The sequence below is a fragment of the Tardiphaga sp. GW822-FHT04G09 genome (assembly GCF_058800725.1).
Window position 1 is genome coordinate 455,216 of sequence record NZ_JBXAMO010000003.1, and the last position, 16,423, is coordinate 471,638.

The 16,423-nt window shown below is 61.7% G+C and carries 15 protein-coding genes; 11 read left to right on the forward strand and 4 right to left on the reverse strand.

Annotation, left to right across the window (positions count from 1 at the left end):
* Window positions 1-61 precede the first annotated feature (61 nt).
* The 10 genes from AC1RLZ_RS08790 to AC1RLZ_RS08835 all read left to right on the forward strand — a co-directional run bounded on the left by AC1RLZ_RS08790 (window position 62) and on the right by AC1RLZ_RS08835 (window position 12,991).
* Window positions 62-1,435 carry an NAD(P)/FAD-dependent oxidoreductase gene (locus AC1RLZ_RS08790; protein WP_493188338.1) on the forward strand — a complete coding sequence of 458 codons (1,374 nt, stop codon included), beginning with the start codon at window positions 62-64 and terminating at the stop codon, window positions 1,433-1,435.
* A 130-nt stretch (window positions 1,436-1,565) separates the two neighbouring features.
* Complete coding sequence (gene msrB / locus AC1RLZ_RS08795; RefSeq protein ID WP_493188339.1) at window positions 1,566-2,072, forward strand: peptide-methionine (R)-S-oxide reductase MsrB; 507 nt, start codon at window positions 1,566-1,568, stop codon at window positions 2,070-2,072.
* 217 nt (window positions 2,073-2,289) lie between these two features.
* Window positions 2,290-4,146 carry a flagellar hook-basal body complex protein gene (locus tag AC1RLZ_RS08800; protein ID WP_493188340.1) on the forward strand — a complete coding sequence of 619 codons (1,857 nt, stop codon included), beginning with the start codon at window positions 2,290-2,292 and terminating at the stop codon, window positions 4,144-4,146.
* Between the two features lie 58 nt (window positions 4,147-4,204).
* Window positions 4,205-6,106, forward strand: a complete 1,902-nt coding sequence (flgK, locus tag AC1RLZ_RS08805; RefSeq protein ID WP_493188341.1) for a flagellar hook-associated protein FlgK — start codon at window positions 4,205-4,207, stop codon at window positions 6,104-6,106.
* 7 nt (window positions 6,107-6,113) lie between these two features.
* Window positions 6,114-7,703, forward strand: a complete 1,590-nt coding sequence (locus tag AC1RLZ_RS08810) for a flagellin (protein WP_493188342.1) — start codon at window positions 6,114-6,116, stop codon at window positions 7,701-7,703.
* A 281-nt stretch (window positions 7,704-7,984) separates the two neighbouring features.
* Window positions 7,985-9,556 (forward strand): flagellin N-terminal helical domain-containing protein, encoded by a 1,572-nt coding sequence (locus tag AC1RLZ_RS08815; RefSeq protein WP_493188343.1) that lies wholly within the window; start codon window positions 7,985-7,987, stop codon window positions 9,554-9,556.
* A 375-nt stretch (window positions 9,557-9,931) separates the two neighbouring features.
* The gene (locus tag AC1RLZ_RS08820) at window positions 9,932-11,530 is read left to right on the forward strand and encodes a flagellin N-terminal helical domain-containing protein (RefSeq protein WP_493188344.1); all 1,599 of its coding nucleotides are present in this window, start codon (window positions 9,932-9,934) and stop codon (window positions 11,528-11,530) included.
* A gap of 259 nt (window positions 11,531-11,789) precedes the next feature.
* Window positions 11,790-12,167, forward strand: a complete 378-nt coding sequence (flbT, locus tag AC1RLZ_RS08825; protein ID WP_093756623.1) for a flagellar biosynthesis repressor FlbT — start codon at window positions 11,790-11,792, stop codon at window positions 12,165-12,167.
* A 3-nt stretch (window positions 12,168-12,170) separates the two neighbouring features.
* Window positions 12,171-12,536, forward strand: coding sequence for a flagellar biosynthesis regulator FlaF (gene flaF / locus AC1RLZ_RS08830; protein WP_493188345.1), 366 nt, complete (start codon window positions 12,171-12,173; stop codon window positions 12,534-12,536).
* 95 nt (window positions 12,537-12,631) lie between these two features.
* The gene (locus AC1RLZ_RS08835) at window positions 12,632-12,991 is read left to right on the forward strand and encodes a hypothetical protein (RefSeq protein WP_371422091.1); all 360 of its coding nucleotides are present in this window, start codon (window positions 12,632-12,634) and stop codon (window positions 12,989-12,991) included.
* Between the two features lie 9 nt (window positions 12,992-13,000).
* On the opposite strand, the gene AC1RLZ_RS08840 is transcribed toward AC1RLZ_RS08835, so the two are convergent.
* The 4 genes from AC1RLZ_RS08840 to AC1RLZ_RS08855 all read right to left on the reverse strand — a co-directional run bounded on the left by AC1RLZ_RS08840 (window position 13,001) and on the right by AC1RLZ_RS08855 (window position 15,535).
* On the reverse strand, window positions 13,001-13,387 hold the full coding sequence (locus tag AC1RLZ_RS08840; RefSeq protein WP_493188346.1) for a hypothetical protein: 387 nt from the start codon (window positions 13,385-13,387) through the stop codon (window positions 13,001-13,003).
* Window positions 13,388-13,551: 164 nt separating this feature from the next.
* Entirely contained in the window at window positions 13,552-14,046 is a 495-nt protein-coding gene (locus AC1RLZ_RS08845) for a hypothetical protein (RefSeq protein WP_493188347.1), read from the reverse strand.
* 17 nt (window positions 14,047-14,063) lie between these two features.
* Window positions 14,064-14,411 (reverse strand): flagellar assembly peptidoglycan hydrolase FlgJ, encoded by a 348-nt coding sequence (flgJ, locus tag AC1RLZ_RS08850; RefSeq protein ID WP_439092130.1) that lies wholly within the window; start codon window positions 14,409-14,411, stop codon window positions 14,064-14,066.
* Window positions 14,411-15,535 carry a flagellar basal body P-ring protein FlgI gene (locus AC1RLZ_RS08855; protein ID WP_092146408.1) on the reverse strand — a complete coding sequence of 375 codons (1,125 nt, stop codon included), beginning with the start codon at window positions 15,533-15,535 and terminating at the stop codon, window positions 14,411-14,413. Before AC1RLZ_RS08855 ends, flgJ begins: the two co-directional genes overlap by 1 nt.
* 326 nt (window positions 15,536-15,861) lie before the next feature.
* On the opposite strand from AC1RLZ_RS08855, the gene AC1RLZ_RS08860 reads away from it, so the two are divergent.
* Window positions 15,862-16,272, forward strand: coding sequence for a flagellar assembly protein FliX (locus AC1RLZ_RS08860; RefSeq protein WP_493188348.1), 411 nt, complete (start codon window positions 15,862-15,864; stop codon window positions 16,270-16,272).
* Window positions 16,273-16,423 lie beyond the last annotated feature (151 nt).

The window sequence follows — 16,423 nt, forward strand, 5'->3', positions numbered from 1 at the left end:
TAATGGACATGAACCGTGAGGACAAGGTGACAAGCGCCCCACCTGTCCTTAAGAAAACGTCATGACCGCCCCTTCCGCAAGCGTGACATTTGGACCTGAGGTCGCCGACGCCGACCGCGCGCGACTGACCTTCAGCCTCGATGTGGATGTCTGCGTGGTCGGGGCCGGGCTCGCCGGGCTCAGCATTGCGCTTGAGGCGGCGCGTCTGGGTGCAAGCGTCGCGGTGCTCGAAGGGCGTCACGTCGGTTGGAACGCGTCCGGCAACCAGCTGGGAACCGTGATGCCGGGCTTTGGCCTGCCGCTCGCCGATCTGGTTGCGCGTGTTGGTTTGGAAGACGCGCGCGAGTTGTGGACGCTGTCGAAGCAAGGTGCGGAATATGTGCGGATCCTGGCCGCCGAGGGCGTGATCCCAGGTCTTGGTGTTTCGGAAGGCGCACTTGAAGTCTCCAATGTCGATGTCGGAGATCGCTTGATTGCGCAGCTGCAGATGCTTGGCGAGGATTTCGACACCGAGGTGGAAGGCTGGCAGATCGAACGGGTCCGCGATGTGCTGAAAACCAGACGCTACTTCCACGGCGTGTATTATCCGAGGGCGTTTCAACTCGACGGCCGCAAATATCTGCTGGGCCTGGCAGCGCTGGCGAAACAGGCTGGTGTGCGCATCTTCGAGGATACGCCGGTGGTCAGCATCGATGCCGACGGCATCCGCAAGCGTATCGTGACGCCGTCGGCGCAGATGCGGGCATCGCATATCGTGCTGGCGGGTAACATCCATCTTGGTGCGCCGGCACAACGGTTGTCGGACACGCTGCTGCCGGTGTGGCGCTATGCAGGCATCACGGAGCCGCTCGGCGAGCGTCTTGCTGAGGTGGTCACGTTTCAAGGTTCGGTGAGTGACAGTGACGGTGTCGATCACTTTCGTATCGTTGACGGCGATCGGCTGATGTGGTCGAGCCCGGAAACGACCTGGGCCGGGCAGCCGAAGCGCTATGCCGGTGCGATCGCGCGACGCATCCGCACCGTGTTTCCGGCGCTGGGCAAGGTTGCCATGGCCGAGACCTTCGGCGGTGCGCTCGGTCAGACCGTGCATGGCATGCCGCAGATCGGGCAACTCCGTCAGGGACTGTGGGTCGCCAGCGGGTTCAGCCATCGTGGCCTCAATACCACCGCCATGGCAGGCCGGCTGATTGCAGGGGGCATGCTGGCTTACGATGATCGCTTCAAGCTGTTTGCGCCGTTCGAACTGGTTTGGGCCGGCGGCAGGACCGGGCGGGCCGTTGGCCACGCGGTCGGGCTATGGGAGCGGCAGAGTTCGGCGCTGGCCGGCACGCTGGCCCGGTATCGCGAACGGGCGCGGGAGCGAGAGCGGATCCGCGAGGCGCGGCTGGCCGAGGCCAATCTGCGCGCGGGAACACGTGGCCCGCGGCCAGGCTAGGCCGGCCCGCCGGGCTTCCGGCGCGCAACAAAACGTGAGTAATATTTCTGAACCGGCGTGTAACTTCCGCCCCGTCCGCCCGTATTTCAGGCGAACGAGATGATCGTCTCGATTGTCAGGGAGACCAACCATGATCGACCGCCGCTTTCTTTTGACGACCGCTGCTGGCCTGGGCGGATTGCTGTCGCTGAAATGGCTGACGGCTTCGCCGGCGCGGGCTGCCTCGGACGAGAAGTTCGAGGTCATGAAGACCGATGAGGAATGGCGCAAGCAGCTGACGCCACAGCAATACGAGATCCTGCGCAAGGAAGGCACCGAGCGGCCGTATTCGAGCCCGCTGAACAAGGAAAAGCGCAAGGGCACCTTTGCCTGCGCCGGCTGCGACAATCCACTGTTCTCGTCGGAGACCAAGTTCGAGAGCGGCACCGGCTGGCCGAGCTTCTGGAAGCCGCTCGACAACGCGGTCGGCGAGCGCAAGGACACGACGTTCGGCATGGTCCGCACCGAGATCCATTGCCGTCGCTGCGGCGGCCATCTTGGTCACGTCTTCGATGACGGCCCGAAGCCGACTGGCTTGCGCTACTGCATGGATGGCTTCGCGATGATCTTCAAACCGGCCGCGCCGTCGGCGACCTGAGCAACTGCGCAGACCCCGGCGAAATCAGGCGCCGATCCGGCAATTATTACCCTGCTAGGCAAATGTGCCCCGGTCCATGGACCGGGGTTCTTTGTTTAGTACGTTGAATTCGTTGAATTTATCCCCTTGGCACGGCGCTTGCGACATCTCCTCCGACAGCGGCTGCGAATTTGGCACCATCCGGCGGGCCGCCCGGATCGAAGTTGGAGACGATGTAATGGGTATCTTCGGCGCTCTCACCACGTCCGTTGCGGGCCTGCGGGCGAACTCCTATGCGCTGGAAAACATTTCCGGCAACATCGCGAACTCGCAGACCACCGCCTTCAAGCGGATCGATACCAGCTTCCTCGACCTCATTCCCGATGCCGGCACATCCGCACAGGTGGCGGGCAGCGTGACGGCGCAATCGCGCAGTACCAACACCATCGCGGGTTCGGTGCAGTCGTCTTCGGTCGCGACTTACATGGCGATCAACGGCGACGGCTTCTTTGCGGTGCAGAAGCCCGGCAACGTCTCCGATTCCACGCCGATCTTTGACGGCGTCAACAAATACACCCGTCGCGGCGACTTCTCGCTCGACAAGAACGGCTATCTCGTCAACGGCGCCGGTTACTATTTGCAGGGCGTCAAGATCGATCCCTCGACCGGCAACCCGGCCGGCAGTACGCCGGAAGTGCTGCGCTTCCAGAATGACTTCCTGCCCTCGCAGGCCACCACCAAGATCGACTACCGCGCCAACCTCGCCAGCTATCCGCTGACCACCAAGCATCAGACGTCGGTGCCCGGTTCCGAATTGCTGCGATCGGCCGACTTCGTATCGAACCCGCGCGTGCTGGGCACCGCGGCAACGCCTTTCGGCAATACAGGGGTTCCCGGAAACGCGCGCAACAATTTCGCGACGACGCCGGCGCCGATCTCGGCGGCTACCAAACTCGCGCCCGTATCTGGCAGCGATACGCTGCCGGTCGGCTTCGCGAACGGCGATACGCTCGTCCTGAAGACCACAAGTGCCGGCGTCACCACGACCAAGACGCTGTCGTTCTACACGGGCGGCGTTGCTCCCGCGCCCGTGCCAGGCACGACCTTCATCCCGATCGATACGGCCACTGTCGGCGACGTGCTCACCGCCATCGACACCGCGACCGGCAACACGTCGCCGCTATCGAGCGTGTCTCCCACCGGTGTGATCACGTTGAACTCCGGTACGGCGAACGACTTCACGCTGGCGGCAGGGTCGACGACCACGGCGGTCGCTGCATTCCAGGCCCTGGGTTTCACCGGCACCGTCACTGGCCTTCGTTCAGGCGGCGGTACGGCGGGCACCGGCATCGTGATCGGCAGTGACGCTCAGACCTTCCTCGATGAATCGATCAGCGGTGGGGCCAAGACCGTCTATGACGGCAACGGTGCGCCGGTCAGCCTGCAATTCAGGTGGGCGAAGGTCGAGTCCGCCACGCAGGGCGGAACGGATACCTGGAACCTGTTCTACCAGACCGACCCCGCGGCCACGGGCGCGACCGCTGCCTGGCAGAATGTCGGCACCGACTTCAAGTTCGGGCCGAACGGCCAGATGCAGCCGGTTGTTGGTCAGATCACGCTGACCGGCCTGACCGTCAGCGGCAAGAGCCTTGGCAATGTCACCATGGCATTCGGCACGGGCGGTCTCACGCAATTCGCCGACACCAACGGCAACGTCCAGGTCAATCAGCTCGAGCAGGACGGCTACGCTGCGGGTCAGCTCCAGAGCGTGTCGGTCAGCAATGAAGGACGTGTGGTCGGCAGCTACTCCAACGGCCGCAACATCGATCTTGCCGAAGTCAGTATTGCCACCTTCAACGGCGCCAACTTCCTCAAGCGCATCGACGGCGGCGCGTTCGAGACGACCAACGAATCCGGCGAAGCGCTGTACGGCAAGGGTGGCAGCATTTCCGGCTCGTCGCTGGAGTCGTCCAACACCGATATCGCCGACGAATTCACCAAGCTCATCGTCACCCAGCAGGCTTATTCGGCCAATACCAAGGTGATCACGACCACCAACACCATGGTTCAGGATCTGCTGAACGTGATGCGTTAACCGGAAGGCCGCGGCTGCGGCCTTCTTCCCGCGTCAACCTTGAGAGCGACAGTTAGTTATGAGTCTGAACGACGCACTCTCCATCGCCATGTCCGGCCTGCGCGCCAATCAGGCCGCGATGTCGCTGGTCTCCTCGAATGTGGCCAATGCGGAAACGCCCGGCTACATTCGCAAGTCGACAGATCAGGTCGCGGTCAATTCCGGCAATGGCAGCAGCGTCCGCACCGTCGGCGTCAATCGCGAACTCGATCAGTACATCCAGGCGCAGCTCCGCACCGAAACGTCGGGCGCGGGCTACGCCTCGCTCCGTTCGACCTTCCTGCAGCAGATGCAGAGCCTCTATGGCGATCCTGGTTCAGTCGGCTCGCTCGAATATTCCTTCAACGCCCTGACGACGGCAGTGCAGGCGCTGTCTACGAGTGCGGACAGTCAGTCGGCACGGATCGGCGTGCTCAATGCCGCGCAAACACTTGCGCAACAATTGAATTCGATGACGCAGGGCATTCAGAACCTGCGCGGCGCGGCGGAAAACGGCATCAAGGATTCCGTGACGACCGCCAATACACTGATGAAGCAGATTGCCACGATCAACAATCAGTTGACGGCCAATCCGCAAGGCGGGACATCGACGGATTCCAACACCGCTGCGCTGCTCGATCAGCGCGATCAATATGTCACGCAGCTCTCGCAGCTGATGGATATCCGCGTCACCACCAATGGCGCCAATCAGGTTACCATCTTCACCGGCTCCGGCGTGCAGCTGGTGGGCAACGAAGCGGCGACACTGGCGTTCAATGCCCAGGGCACAGTATCGGCCGGCACGATGTGGAGCGCGGATCCCAGCAAGAGCAATCTCGGCTCGGTGGTGATCGAATTTCCGAATGGTGGATCGATCGACCTGACTGCCACAGGCGCGATCAAGTCAGGCACGATCGCCGCATATACCGAACTTCGCGACAAGACGCTTGTCGAGGCGCAGAACCAGCTCGATCAGTTCGCGGCGTCGATCTCGAGCGCGCTCTCGGACAAGACGACAGCTGGAAGCGTCTTTCCCGTGCCGACGGTGCCGCCGACGGCGCTGCCTCCGGGGACGCCGACCGGCTTTACGCTCGATGTCTCGCAGATGAAGCCGGGCAATGTCATTCACTTCACGTATACGGATACGGCGACCAATACGCAGCGCGAAATTTCGTTCATGCGGGTCGATGATCCCAGCGTGCTGCCGCTGCCGAACACGGCAACAACCAATCCGAATGATACCGTCATCGGCCTCGATTTTTCTTCGGGCTTCGGCTCGGTTCTGAATCAGTTGAACGCGGCGCTTGGCGGGCAGGCTACGTTCTCCGGCACGGCCGGCGCGCTCACCGTCGTCAACAATCCCGCATTCGCCAACATCAACGCGGCGTCGGTGACGGTCACGCAAGGTCCCAACGATCTGAGCAACGGCAGCCCGGAGCTGGCGTTGTTCACCGATAACGGCGCCGCATATAGCGGTGGCATCAGCAAGAACGGTTCGCAGATGACCGGCCTCGCGGGCCGGCTGACGATCAACAATGGGATCGTCGCCGATCCGTCCAAGCTGGTGGTTTACAGCGGATCGACGGCAGCAGGCGACACGACGCGGTCGGCCCTCCTGCTCAACCAGTTGAACAATGCCAGTTTCACTTATTCGCCGGCGACGGGAACGGGCAGCGCTACGACGCCGTTCAAGGGGACACTGCTGAGCTATATGCGCCAGTTCGTCGGGCAACAGGGCGCTGCTGCAGATTCCGCCAAGCAACTGGCGGATGGCCAGAACGTTGTTCTCAACACACTCGACAAGAAAATGGCAGACGCGTCCGGCGTGAATATGGATGACGAGATGGCGCATCTGCTGTTGCTGCAGAACGCCTATTCGGCCAATGCGCGCGTGATGTCGACGGTCAACGAATTGTACAAAACCCTGATGCAGGCATTCTGAGGTAATCATGACAATCAGCGGTGTCAGCGGACGTACATCCTATATCGGATCCGGAATTACCAGTCTGCGCGATCAGCTCGATACGCTGACGCAGCAGCTGTCGAGCGGCAAGGTCTCGAACACCTATGCAGGGCAGGGCAGCGGTCGCAGTCTCGCGATCGCGTTGCGCGCGCAGATCAGCAATGTGGCCGCCTATGCCGATACCGCGGTCAATCTGAACACGCGCATCGGCGTGGCAAATCTGTCGCTGCAGCGGCTCGTTGCGATCGGATCGGACGTCAAAGGCGCCGCCGTCAGCGCCGGCAGCAATTTCGACAATACCGGTCAGACGCCGGGGCAGAAGACGGCTTCGCTCGGCTTCTTCGATTCCGTCGATATGCTGAATGCACGGTCGGGCGATCGCTATCTGTTTTCCGGCCGCGCAACCGATACGGCGCCTGTCGCTCCCGCCGATCAGATCATGAATGGCAATGGCGCGCTCGTCGCTGGCCTCAAGCAGGTGATCGCCGAGCGCAAGACGGCCGACCTGGGCGTCAACGCAAACGGGCGCGTGGGCAGTGCGGTCGGAACCCCGGTGACCTCGGTGGTGATTTCCGAAGAGGACGCGACCCCGGCGCCGCCGGCTGCGGCGCAGCCGTTCGGCATGAAGGTCACAGGTGTGTCCACCACGATTGTCGGTGCTACCGTCACCCAGCCGGTTGACCTGCCAGCGACCATCCCGCCTGCGCTGCCGGCGACGCCCGCGCAGAAATCGATGTCGGTCGATCTCGGGGCGACCAACCCAAATGTCGGCGATCAGGTGAAGTTCACTTTCAAGATGCCCGACGGGACCACGGAAGACATCGTGCTGACGGCGTCGGACCAGACGCCGCTGCCAGCGGGTAGTTTTGCGATTGGCGCCGACAGCACCGCGACGGCGGCCAATCTCAACACCGCGCTGGGCAGCGCGATGAAGGATCTCGCCAATGGGCCGATGGTAGCGGCATCTGCGATCGAGGCTGGCGACAATTTCTTCGACCAGCCGCCGCTGCGCGTCGGCTCGACGCCGCTCGGTTCGGCGACCACGCTCGTTGCCGGCACGGCCGACAATACCGTGATCTGGTATCAGGGCGAGCAGAACACGGCCGCCAACGGTTCGGCCCGCGGATCGGCAGTCTCCCAGATCGATACATCGATCCAGGTGCAATATGGCGCGCGCGCCGACGAGCAGGCCCTGCGCGCGCAACTGCAGACCGTCGCGGTGTTCGCGGCCGTGGCCGTCGATCCGGCACAACTCAGCAATGCGAGCTATGCAAAGAACGCCAATGCACAGATCGCGGCGCTGAACCAGCGCGTGGCGCAGAACCTGGCGGCTGTCCCTGGCCAGCAGACGATCCAGGACGTCCAGGCCGACTTTGCCGGCGCGCAGGCATCGATCAAGTCGACCACGGATCGCCAGGTGCAGACCAAGGCGATGGCCCAGACGATGCTCGACTCCATCGAGGGCATCAATAATGACGAAGTCGCGACCAAAATTCTGGCGCTGCAGACCGCGTTACAGGCCTCGTATCAGACAACGTCAAATCTTTATCAGATGAGCTTGGTTAAGTTTCTTTAACGGGTTGCCTCGTGTTTACAACTTCGCCGGGTTTTGGCTTCTTCGCCAAAGTCCGGGAAGCCAACCTCCCAGTTTCACAAAAGCACTGATAACAAACGACAAAGCCCGACTCTCACGAGTCGGGCTTTGTCGTTTCCGGGGCGAGTGCAGGTAGCTAAATACACGCGCAGGGAGCGTTAAATCTGCACAGTTCCCTTTACGCAATTTTAGAACCTGCGGTTCATCTTCCCTCTGTCGACCAAGAAGGTCGCTCGTTGTGTCTACCAGGAAGGTAACCAAACATGTCCGGCATTACACTCTCGGCTTCCGTCCGTCAGAACCTGCTCTCGCTGCAGTCGACCGCGGACCTCCTCTCCACCACCCAGAACCGCCTCGCGACCGGCAACAAGGTCAACTCGGCGCTCGACAATCCCACCAACTTCTTCACCGCGCAGGGCCTCAACAACCGCGCTGGCGACATCAACAACCTGCTCGATGGTATCGGCAACGGCGTGCAGATCCTGCAGGCTGCCAACACCGGCATCACCTCGCTGCAGAAGCTCGTTGACTCCGCCAAGTCGATCGCCAACCAGGCGCTGCAGGCAACTTCGGGCTATTCGACGAAGTCGCAGTTCTCCACGACGATCACTGGCGCTACCGCTTCCAACCTGCTCGCCCCCGATACCGCTGCCACGCTCACCGGCGCCGCCACCGGTACGATCGCTGCATCAGCAGCTCTGACCGGCGCAACCGGCGGCAGCTTCGCTGCTGGCGACACGATCATCGTCAATGGTACGACGATCAAGGTCACGGCTGCAGGTGCTGGTACCGCTACGACCACGACCGACCCAGACGGCACCATCAACCTGAACACCACCGCGACCACTGCAGCGACCACGGACGATTTGACCACTGCGATCAAGACGGCTCTTGGTGGCGGCTCCGCTGCCGCGGCGATCGCCGGCAACAAGCTCACGCTCACGAACAGCAACACCTCCGGCAGCATCGTCCTGGGTGGTACTGCGCTTGCCAAGGTGGGCCTCACGGCTGGCACCACGGCAGCGACGAGCTCGTTCGCTGGCCAGGCGCTGACGATCGGTGCGATCGACGGTAGCGCTGCCCAGACGATCACCTTCGGCAAGGGCGCCAATCAGGTCAACACGCTCGACGACCTGAACAAGAAGCTGGCCACCAGCAATCTGCAGGCGACGCTCGATACGACCGGCAAGCTGACCATCCAGACCACGAACGATGAAGCCTCGTTCGATCTGACGGCCAGCGGCATCATCAGTGGCACGGCGACCGGTGCGGGTAAGCTGTTCGGCGCGCTGAACACCTCCGCTCCGGTGGCTGACGTCAACGCGCAGAACACCCGCGCTGGCCTGGTCGCGCAGTACAACACGGTGATCGACCAGATCAAGACGACCGCGGCTGATGCCTCCTTCAACGGCGTCAACCTGCTCAACGGCGACACGCTGGCTCTGACCTTTAACGAGACCGGCAAGTCCAAGCTGAGCATCACGGGCGTCACCTTCGATCCGGCTGGCCTCGGTCTGAAATCGCTGACCAAGGGCACCGACTTCCTCGACAACGCCGGTACCAACAAGCTGCTGGCCGGTTTGAACACCGCCAGTTCGACGCTGCGTTCGCAGGCTTCAGCCTTCGGTTCGAACCTGTCGGTCGTACAGATGCGTCAGGACTTCTCGAAGCAGATGATCAACGTCCTGCAGACCGGCGCGTCGAGCCTCACGCTCGCCGACACCAACGAGGAAGCTGCCAACAGCCAGGCGCTGTCGACCCGCCAGTCGATCGCCGTCTCGGCGCTGTCGCTGGCCAACCAGTCGCAGCAGGGCGTTCTCCAGCTGCTCCGCTAAACGTCAGCGGACTAGTCGAAACAGAAGGCGGCGGGGCAGAAAGCCCCGCCGTTTTTCGTTGTCCGATCGTCGCATAAGGCCCGGAAAGCTCAAGCTTTCCGGGCCTTTGCCGTTTTGGGACAGTTTTACGAAAGCCTTAATCCGCTGTTAACCATATCTTAAATGGTCGTCGGTCATATTCGGCCTGAGTAGGAAGAAGGTAGGCCGAGAATCGGCCGCGTTAATCCGGACATCGCCGCAAGGCGGACCGAGATTCCTCTTCCAGAAGGGCGTCAAATTTAACCGGCAGCGTCGCGGCGAGATGGGTCTCGTCAGATGCACCATGCGCTTGTGCGACCTGAAGGTCGACCGCGCTGGGAACAGGAAGGTTTCCATATGTCAGGCATCGTTCTTTCGGCTTCGGTTCGCCAGAACCTGCTGTCGTTGCAGTCGACGGCGGACCTCTTGTCCACGACGCAGAATCGTCTTGCGACCGGCAAGAAGGTCAACACCGCGCTCGACAACCCCACCAACTTCTTCACGGCAGCAGGGCTCGATAGCCGCGCCGGCGACATCAACAGCCTGCTCGACGGCATCGGTAACGGCGTGCAGGTGCTGCAGGCAGCCAATACCGGCATCACCTCCTTACAGAAGCTGGTCGATACCGCGAAATCGATCGCCAATCAGGCGCTGCAGATACCTGTCGGCTATAACGCCAAGTCGTCGATCACGACGCCGATCAATCCGGGCGCGACCGCGGACAATCTGTTGGGTACATCCGCGAAGACCGACAACACCTTCGTTGGTACCATCGCGAATAACAAGAATGCGGCTGCCATTACGGGCGCCACGTTGCTGTCGGGCGGTGCCGCGACCGATTCGATCGCCACCAGTTTCGCGGTGAACGACACCATCACCGTCAATGGTCAGAGCCTGACCTTCAGGGCGTCGGGCGCTTCGGGCGCCAACGAGATCAACATCACGGACAGCGTCACCACGCTACTGAGCAAGATCGATGCGCTGTCGGGTGGTGCCGGCTCGGCAGTCAACACGGCAGCGCCCATCGGAGCGATTACGCTGCACACGGGTACTGCTTCCGATCTGTCGATCACGAGCTCGAACACCGCCGCGCTCGCCGGGCTCGGACTGGGTACGTCGGTGACCCAGGCGCGAACTTCAGGTCCGACGGCGCTGGGTGGTCCGCCTGCGCTGACGCTGACGATCGCAGCAACCAATCCATCGAGCACCGCGACGAACATCACCTTCGGCACTGCGAGCGGTCAGGTCTCGACACTGGCGCAGCTTAACGCGGCGCTGGCACCGAACAATCTGCAGGCGGTGATCGATCCCGCCGGCTTCATGACCATCACGACCTCTAACGATGCTGCGTCGTCGACGATCGGCGCCATTGGCGGCACAGCCGCGGGTGTCGGCAAGCTGTTCAACGGTCTGGTGCCGAGCACTCCGGTTCAAGACTTCGCGTCGCAGACCTCGCGCGCCAATCTCGTCGCGCAGTACAACAACATCATCGACCAGATCACGACCACGTCGCAGGATGCCTCCTTCAACGGCATTAACCTGCTGGGTGGCGACCAGCTCAAGCTGGTGTTCAACGAGACCGGCAAGTCCACGCTCAACATCGCCGGCACGACGCTGACGCCGGCAGGTCTGGGCCTCAGCAAGCTCGCCAAGGGCGCGGACTTCCTCGACAACACATCGGCGAACAACACGCTGGCTGCGCTTAATATCTCCAGCTCGGTTCTCCGCGCGCAGGCCTCGGCGCTCGGCTCCAACCTGTCGATCGTGCAGATCCGTCAGGAATTTGCCAAGAACCTGATCAATGTGCTGCAGACCGGTTCGTCCAACCTGACGCTGGCAGACACGAACGAGGAGGCTGCCAACAGTCAGGCGCTGTCGACCCGGCAGTCGATCGCGGTGTCCGCGCTCGCGCTGGCTAACCAGTCGCAGCAGAGCGTGCTCAAGCTGCTCCAGTAAGTCTGACAGCCGCACTGGGATTATCGGACGGCGGGGAAACCCGCCGTTTTTCGTTAGTAGCGCATCATAAGCGGCGCTTTGTCGGGGCTGGAGCTTTCCCGGGCCTGAAGATGTACGCCGCTGAACGCTGGTATTATTCATATCGCAAGCGTATTTTCCGGGTTCCTGGATAGTGCATGCCCGCCCGAAGCGCGGCACCAGATACCGCCGGCTTTTGCATGCGGTCTCTGGGGAGCCGGTGAGGGAAAAGGAGAGCTGAATGCCTTTGCGAGTCGAACTGAAGCCGGGTGAGCGAATCATCATCGGTCAGAGCGTGATCACTAATTCCGATACGCGTACGGCGTTCCTGATTGATGGCGATGCGCCGATCATGCGCGAAAAGGACATCCTCACGGCGGAGACTGCTACGACGCCGGTCAAGCGCGTCTATCTCTGCGTGCAGATGATGTATCTGGAAAATGATATCCCGGCGTATCAGGAGCTGTATCTCGGTTTCATCAAGGAATTGATTGAAGCGGTTCCGAGTTTTCGCGAGACGATTGAGGAAGTCAGTAAGCTTATTTTAAGCGGCGCTCTTTACAAAGCACTCAAGGAATTGCGTCCGCTAATCAAGCGGGAAGAAGAGTTTTTGAGGTAGCGAATGTCGATCGGTGCTCAAGCCTACGCCCGTACCGCCCAGACGACAGCAGCGCCCCGAGATATCGAAGCACAAGCTCTTCTCAAGGCGGCACGCAAGCTGCAGGACGTGGTGACGAATTGGGCTCACACCGATGCTGGCCTTGATGAGGCTCTTCTCTTCAACCGTAAGCTCTGGTCCATCTTCGTCGGCGATGCCATGAATGATCAGAATCCGGAATCGATCGAGATCCGGCAGAACATCGCCAATATCGGCATTTTCGTTCTGACGCAGTGCACCGCGCTTCAGCAGATCCGCCAGGTTGAACATCTGCAGGCGCTCATCGATATCAACCGCAATATTGCGGCGGGACTATCCGGTCGCCCGTGAGCCTGAGTGGCTCCGTAACGATAGCTTAACGGTCTGAACGGCCTAATCGCCGGCAGAGATGCGCGGTGATTCGGACTGCGCGCTACGAGGCAGCAATGGCAGACGCTCTCAGCATCCTGGCGACAGCCTACAAGACCACGACGCCGGTGACCCCCGGCAAGTATGTGGCGGTGGATCCCGAGGCCTATAAGGGCAGCTGGGAAGGCAAATACGCCAACGGCAAGAAGTTCGAGATCGCGATTTCGCAAGTCGAAGGCTTCCGCGCGCAGGTGAAGTATCAGAGCGAGGGGACCGTTAAGTATCAGCAGGTCCTGATCAAGGATAACTCGTTTCGCGTGGGCGACACCAAGTTTCAGATGACGGCCAACAACAAGGCGACGATCAAGAACGTCGTGACCGACGCCGCCACCGGCGGTACGTATCTTGATACGGCTTACGCAACGCGCAACGTGTGATCAGCAGCATTAGATGCTGCGGTCTGTCTCCATGCGTCGATTCTGCTGCTTCGCGTCCTGCTTGAGCGTGTCCATGGCGCGCAGATAGGCCCGGGAACGCAGTCGCGATTCCTCGGGGTACTGATCGATCACCTGGTTGGACTTCTTGTCCACGGACACGAAGACGATTGCGCCTGCACCCTTGTCGATGATGACTTCCTTCGAGATACGGTCGCTATCCATCTGCTGATAGTTCGCCGCAGAGATATTAGGCTGCAGCACGCGGGGCGCTGCCGACACAGTCTTGTCGGGTGGCAGTTGCGTAGGCACGGCTTCACGCACCGCTTCTGGTGCGGGTCTGATGACAGTTGCGGCAACCGGTGCCCCCACCGGTTTGATATTGAAGTCGGCACCCATGGCAGCCCTCCTGGCTCCATTAGATAAATCCCGACCCGTTCCCAAACGACATTATGCACCGAACGGCTGAATCCGGTGCTTACTTGCGCGTTGCAATTTAATTCAAAAGACAGCAATGCCGCGGCGCGTCTAACGCGCCCACAGTCGTATGACCAACTATGCGATCAAAGTGACCGGCTGACGACAATGGGCGTCATGTTGGCTCGACCGGGCTGAGCCTGTCGGCCGGCCGCCGTATAGGTCTGAGGGATATTACGCTTTTGAACCTCGGCATTGACGCCGCGGACAATGCCTTCCGACACCGCATGCGCGGTGGCGAGCACGGTCAGATTGACCTGTAGCATCGCACGGAACACGTCATGGTGCTTGCGCAAGGCCGAGAGCAGGTCTGGCGTCGTCTGCGCGAGATATGTCTGGCTGATCTTGAGCAGCGAGATCATCGCGATGTAACGACGCGAAATATCCGCTTTCGGAGCTTCGAGCTTGATAGCCTCGCGGATATGGCCGTTGCGGACCAGCGTCGTCTCCCGCTCGATGATAGCGAGCAGTTCGTTCATCACCTTCATCAGCTCGTCGGCGAGCTGGCGGGCTTCCATCAGCGTCGCGACCGAACGCGGTGCGACGATCGGGGCGGCTTGCTGGCGTTGCGCGTTGTTCATGGCGGTGTCCTCTGCGATCAGCTGGCGCGGTTGGCCTGCTGGATGATGAGCGAACGAAAGACTTCGTTGGAGATGCCGACGCCGCCAGCCTTGGCGAACGACTTCGAATATTCGTCTGTCAGCATCGAGCGCCATGCGCCGGTGCCGGTGGTGTCGCCGAACGGGCCTTCGCCCTTGATGCCCGATGTCATCTGCGAGAACATCGTGTTGATGAACATCGCCTCGAAGTCTTCGGACTGCTTGCGCGTCTTGGCCTGAGCTTGCGGCGACACTTTCTGCAGGGCATCGATCAGCGTCTGATCGGGGCGGCCGTTGATCGTCGGGTGCTTGGCCTGATAGGCGGCGACGGCGGTGTTGACGTTCATCACATCACCTCGATGTCGGCCTGGATGGCGCCCGCGGCCTTGATGGCCTGCAGGATGCCGATCAGGTCGCGCGGGCCGATGCCCAGACCGTTGAGACCATCGACGAGCTGCTGCAGCGAGACGCCGTCCTTCACCAAAGCGAACTTCTTGCCGTCCTCGGTCACGCCGACGCGCGTGCTCGGCGTGGCGACAGTGCGGCCATTGGAGAATGCATTGGGCTGGCTGACATTGGCGCTCTCCGAAATCGTCACGGTGAGATTGCCTTGCGCCACGGCGACGGTAGCGACGCGGACGTCGCGGCCCATCACGATGATGCCGGAGCGTTCGTCGATGATGATCTTGGCGGCCAGATCCGGTTCGACCTGCAGCTGCTCGATCTCGGTGAGCAGCGCAACGACGTTGCCCTTGAACTCCGGCGGGATCGACATCTGCACGGTGGAAGGATCGATCGGCTCGGCGGTCTTGGATCCCAGGAAATCGTTAACGGCGGCCGCAATGCGCTTGGCCGTGGTGAAGTCAGGGTTGCGCAAAGCGAGGCGCACATTGGGCAGGCGGTTCAGCGCGAACTCGATCTCGCGCTCGATAATGGCGCCATTGGCGATGCGACCAACAGTCGGCACGCCGCGGGTGATACTGGCGGCGGCGCCTTCGGCGGCAAAGCCGTTGATGGCGAGGGAGCCCTGGGCGACGGCATAGACGTTGCCGTCGGCGCCGAGCAGGGGGGTGACCAGCAGGGTGCCGCCGGTCAGGTTCTTGGCATCGCCGAGCGCCGAGACGGTGACGTCCATGCGGGTGCCCTGAGTGCCGAAGGCGGGCAGGTTACCGGTGACCATCACGGCGGCCACGTTGCCGGTGCGCAGCGTCTGGCCGCGGATATTGACGCCCATGCGTTCCAGCATCGCCTGCAGCGATTGCCGGGTAAACGGGATGTTGTTGAGGGTATCGCCGGTGCCGTTGAGGCCGACCACGAGGCCGTAGCCGATCAGCTGGTTCTGCCGGACGCCCTCGATATTGGCGAGATCCTTGATCCGCGACGTCGCATGTGCCGACACCGCCTGCACGAGCAGCACGAGCAGCACCGCACAGGCCGTCTGACAGAATCGGATCGAAGGTAGGCTCGGCATCCTCTGCTCCCCGCTGAGGTCTTCACTGGACCGCTCGCCACTCCCATGACGACGATCCAGCCTTCCCTATGCGAGTGCCGTGCCAGTGATTTTCCGAGGCTTAAGGTATTGAATTTTATGTTGAATTACGAATTTCGCTGGAGCGCGTGCCTGCCTTGGCCCCGGCGAAAGTGCCGCCCGCGGCAGATTTTGCCGGGCTGTTTACGATTGATTAACCATAAAAGACGACCTTTCCGGATGGAGGCCCGTTTACGCTCGCGATGGTACTGAGCGAACGGCAAGCCGCCGTGGGCCGGGATCGGCCATCACCCTCGCTGGACACGCCGATGCGCATTTACGGACCGAACGGCACCACATTCGGAGCTCCGTCGTCAGGAGCGAAGAAAACCAGTTCGAGCGGGTTCTCGCTGCCGGATACGACACCGACCTCCGAGACCCGACCGACGGTAGCGCCCCGGGCGGCCAACAGTATCGATGCGCTTCTGGCCATGCAGAGCGTCGAAGATCCCATGGAGCGCCGCAAGCGCTCGGTGAAGCGCGGCCGCGGTGCGCTCGATGTCCTCGACGAACTCAAGATCGGTCTGCTCACGGGCTCGATCAATCCGGCCATGGTGGCGCGGCTGCGCAGTGCGGCAGCCAACCTCAAGGAATCATCCGGCGAGCCCGGTCTGGACGCAGTGCTGTCCGAAATCGAACTGCGGGTCGAAGTCGAGCTGGCCAAGGCTGGCCAGGTTTAGGTCGTCCCGAGCCTCCCGAAGCCGCGTTCGAACCCCCGCAAATACTGCTCATACCCCCTGAACAGGTCCGTCACCAAGGCCCGGCTCCGGAGCTTCTAACCGCTGCAGCGGCGGAGTTCCCGGGGTGAAACCTCACGGTGGATGGCCATTC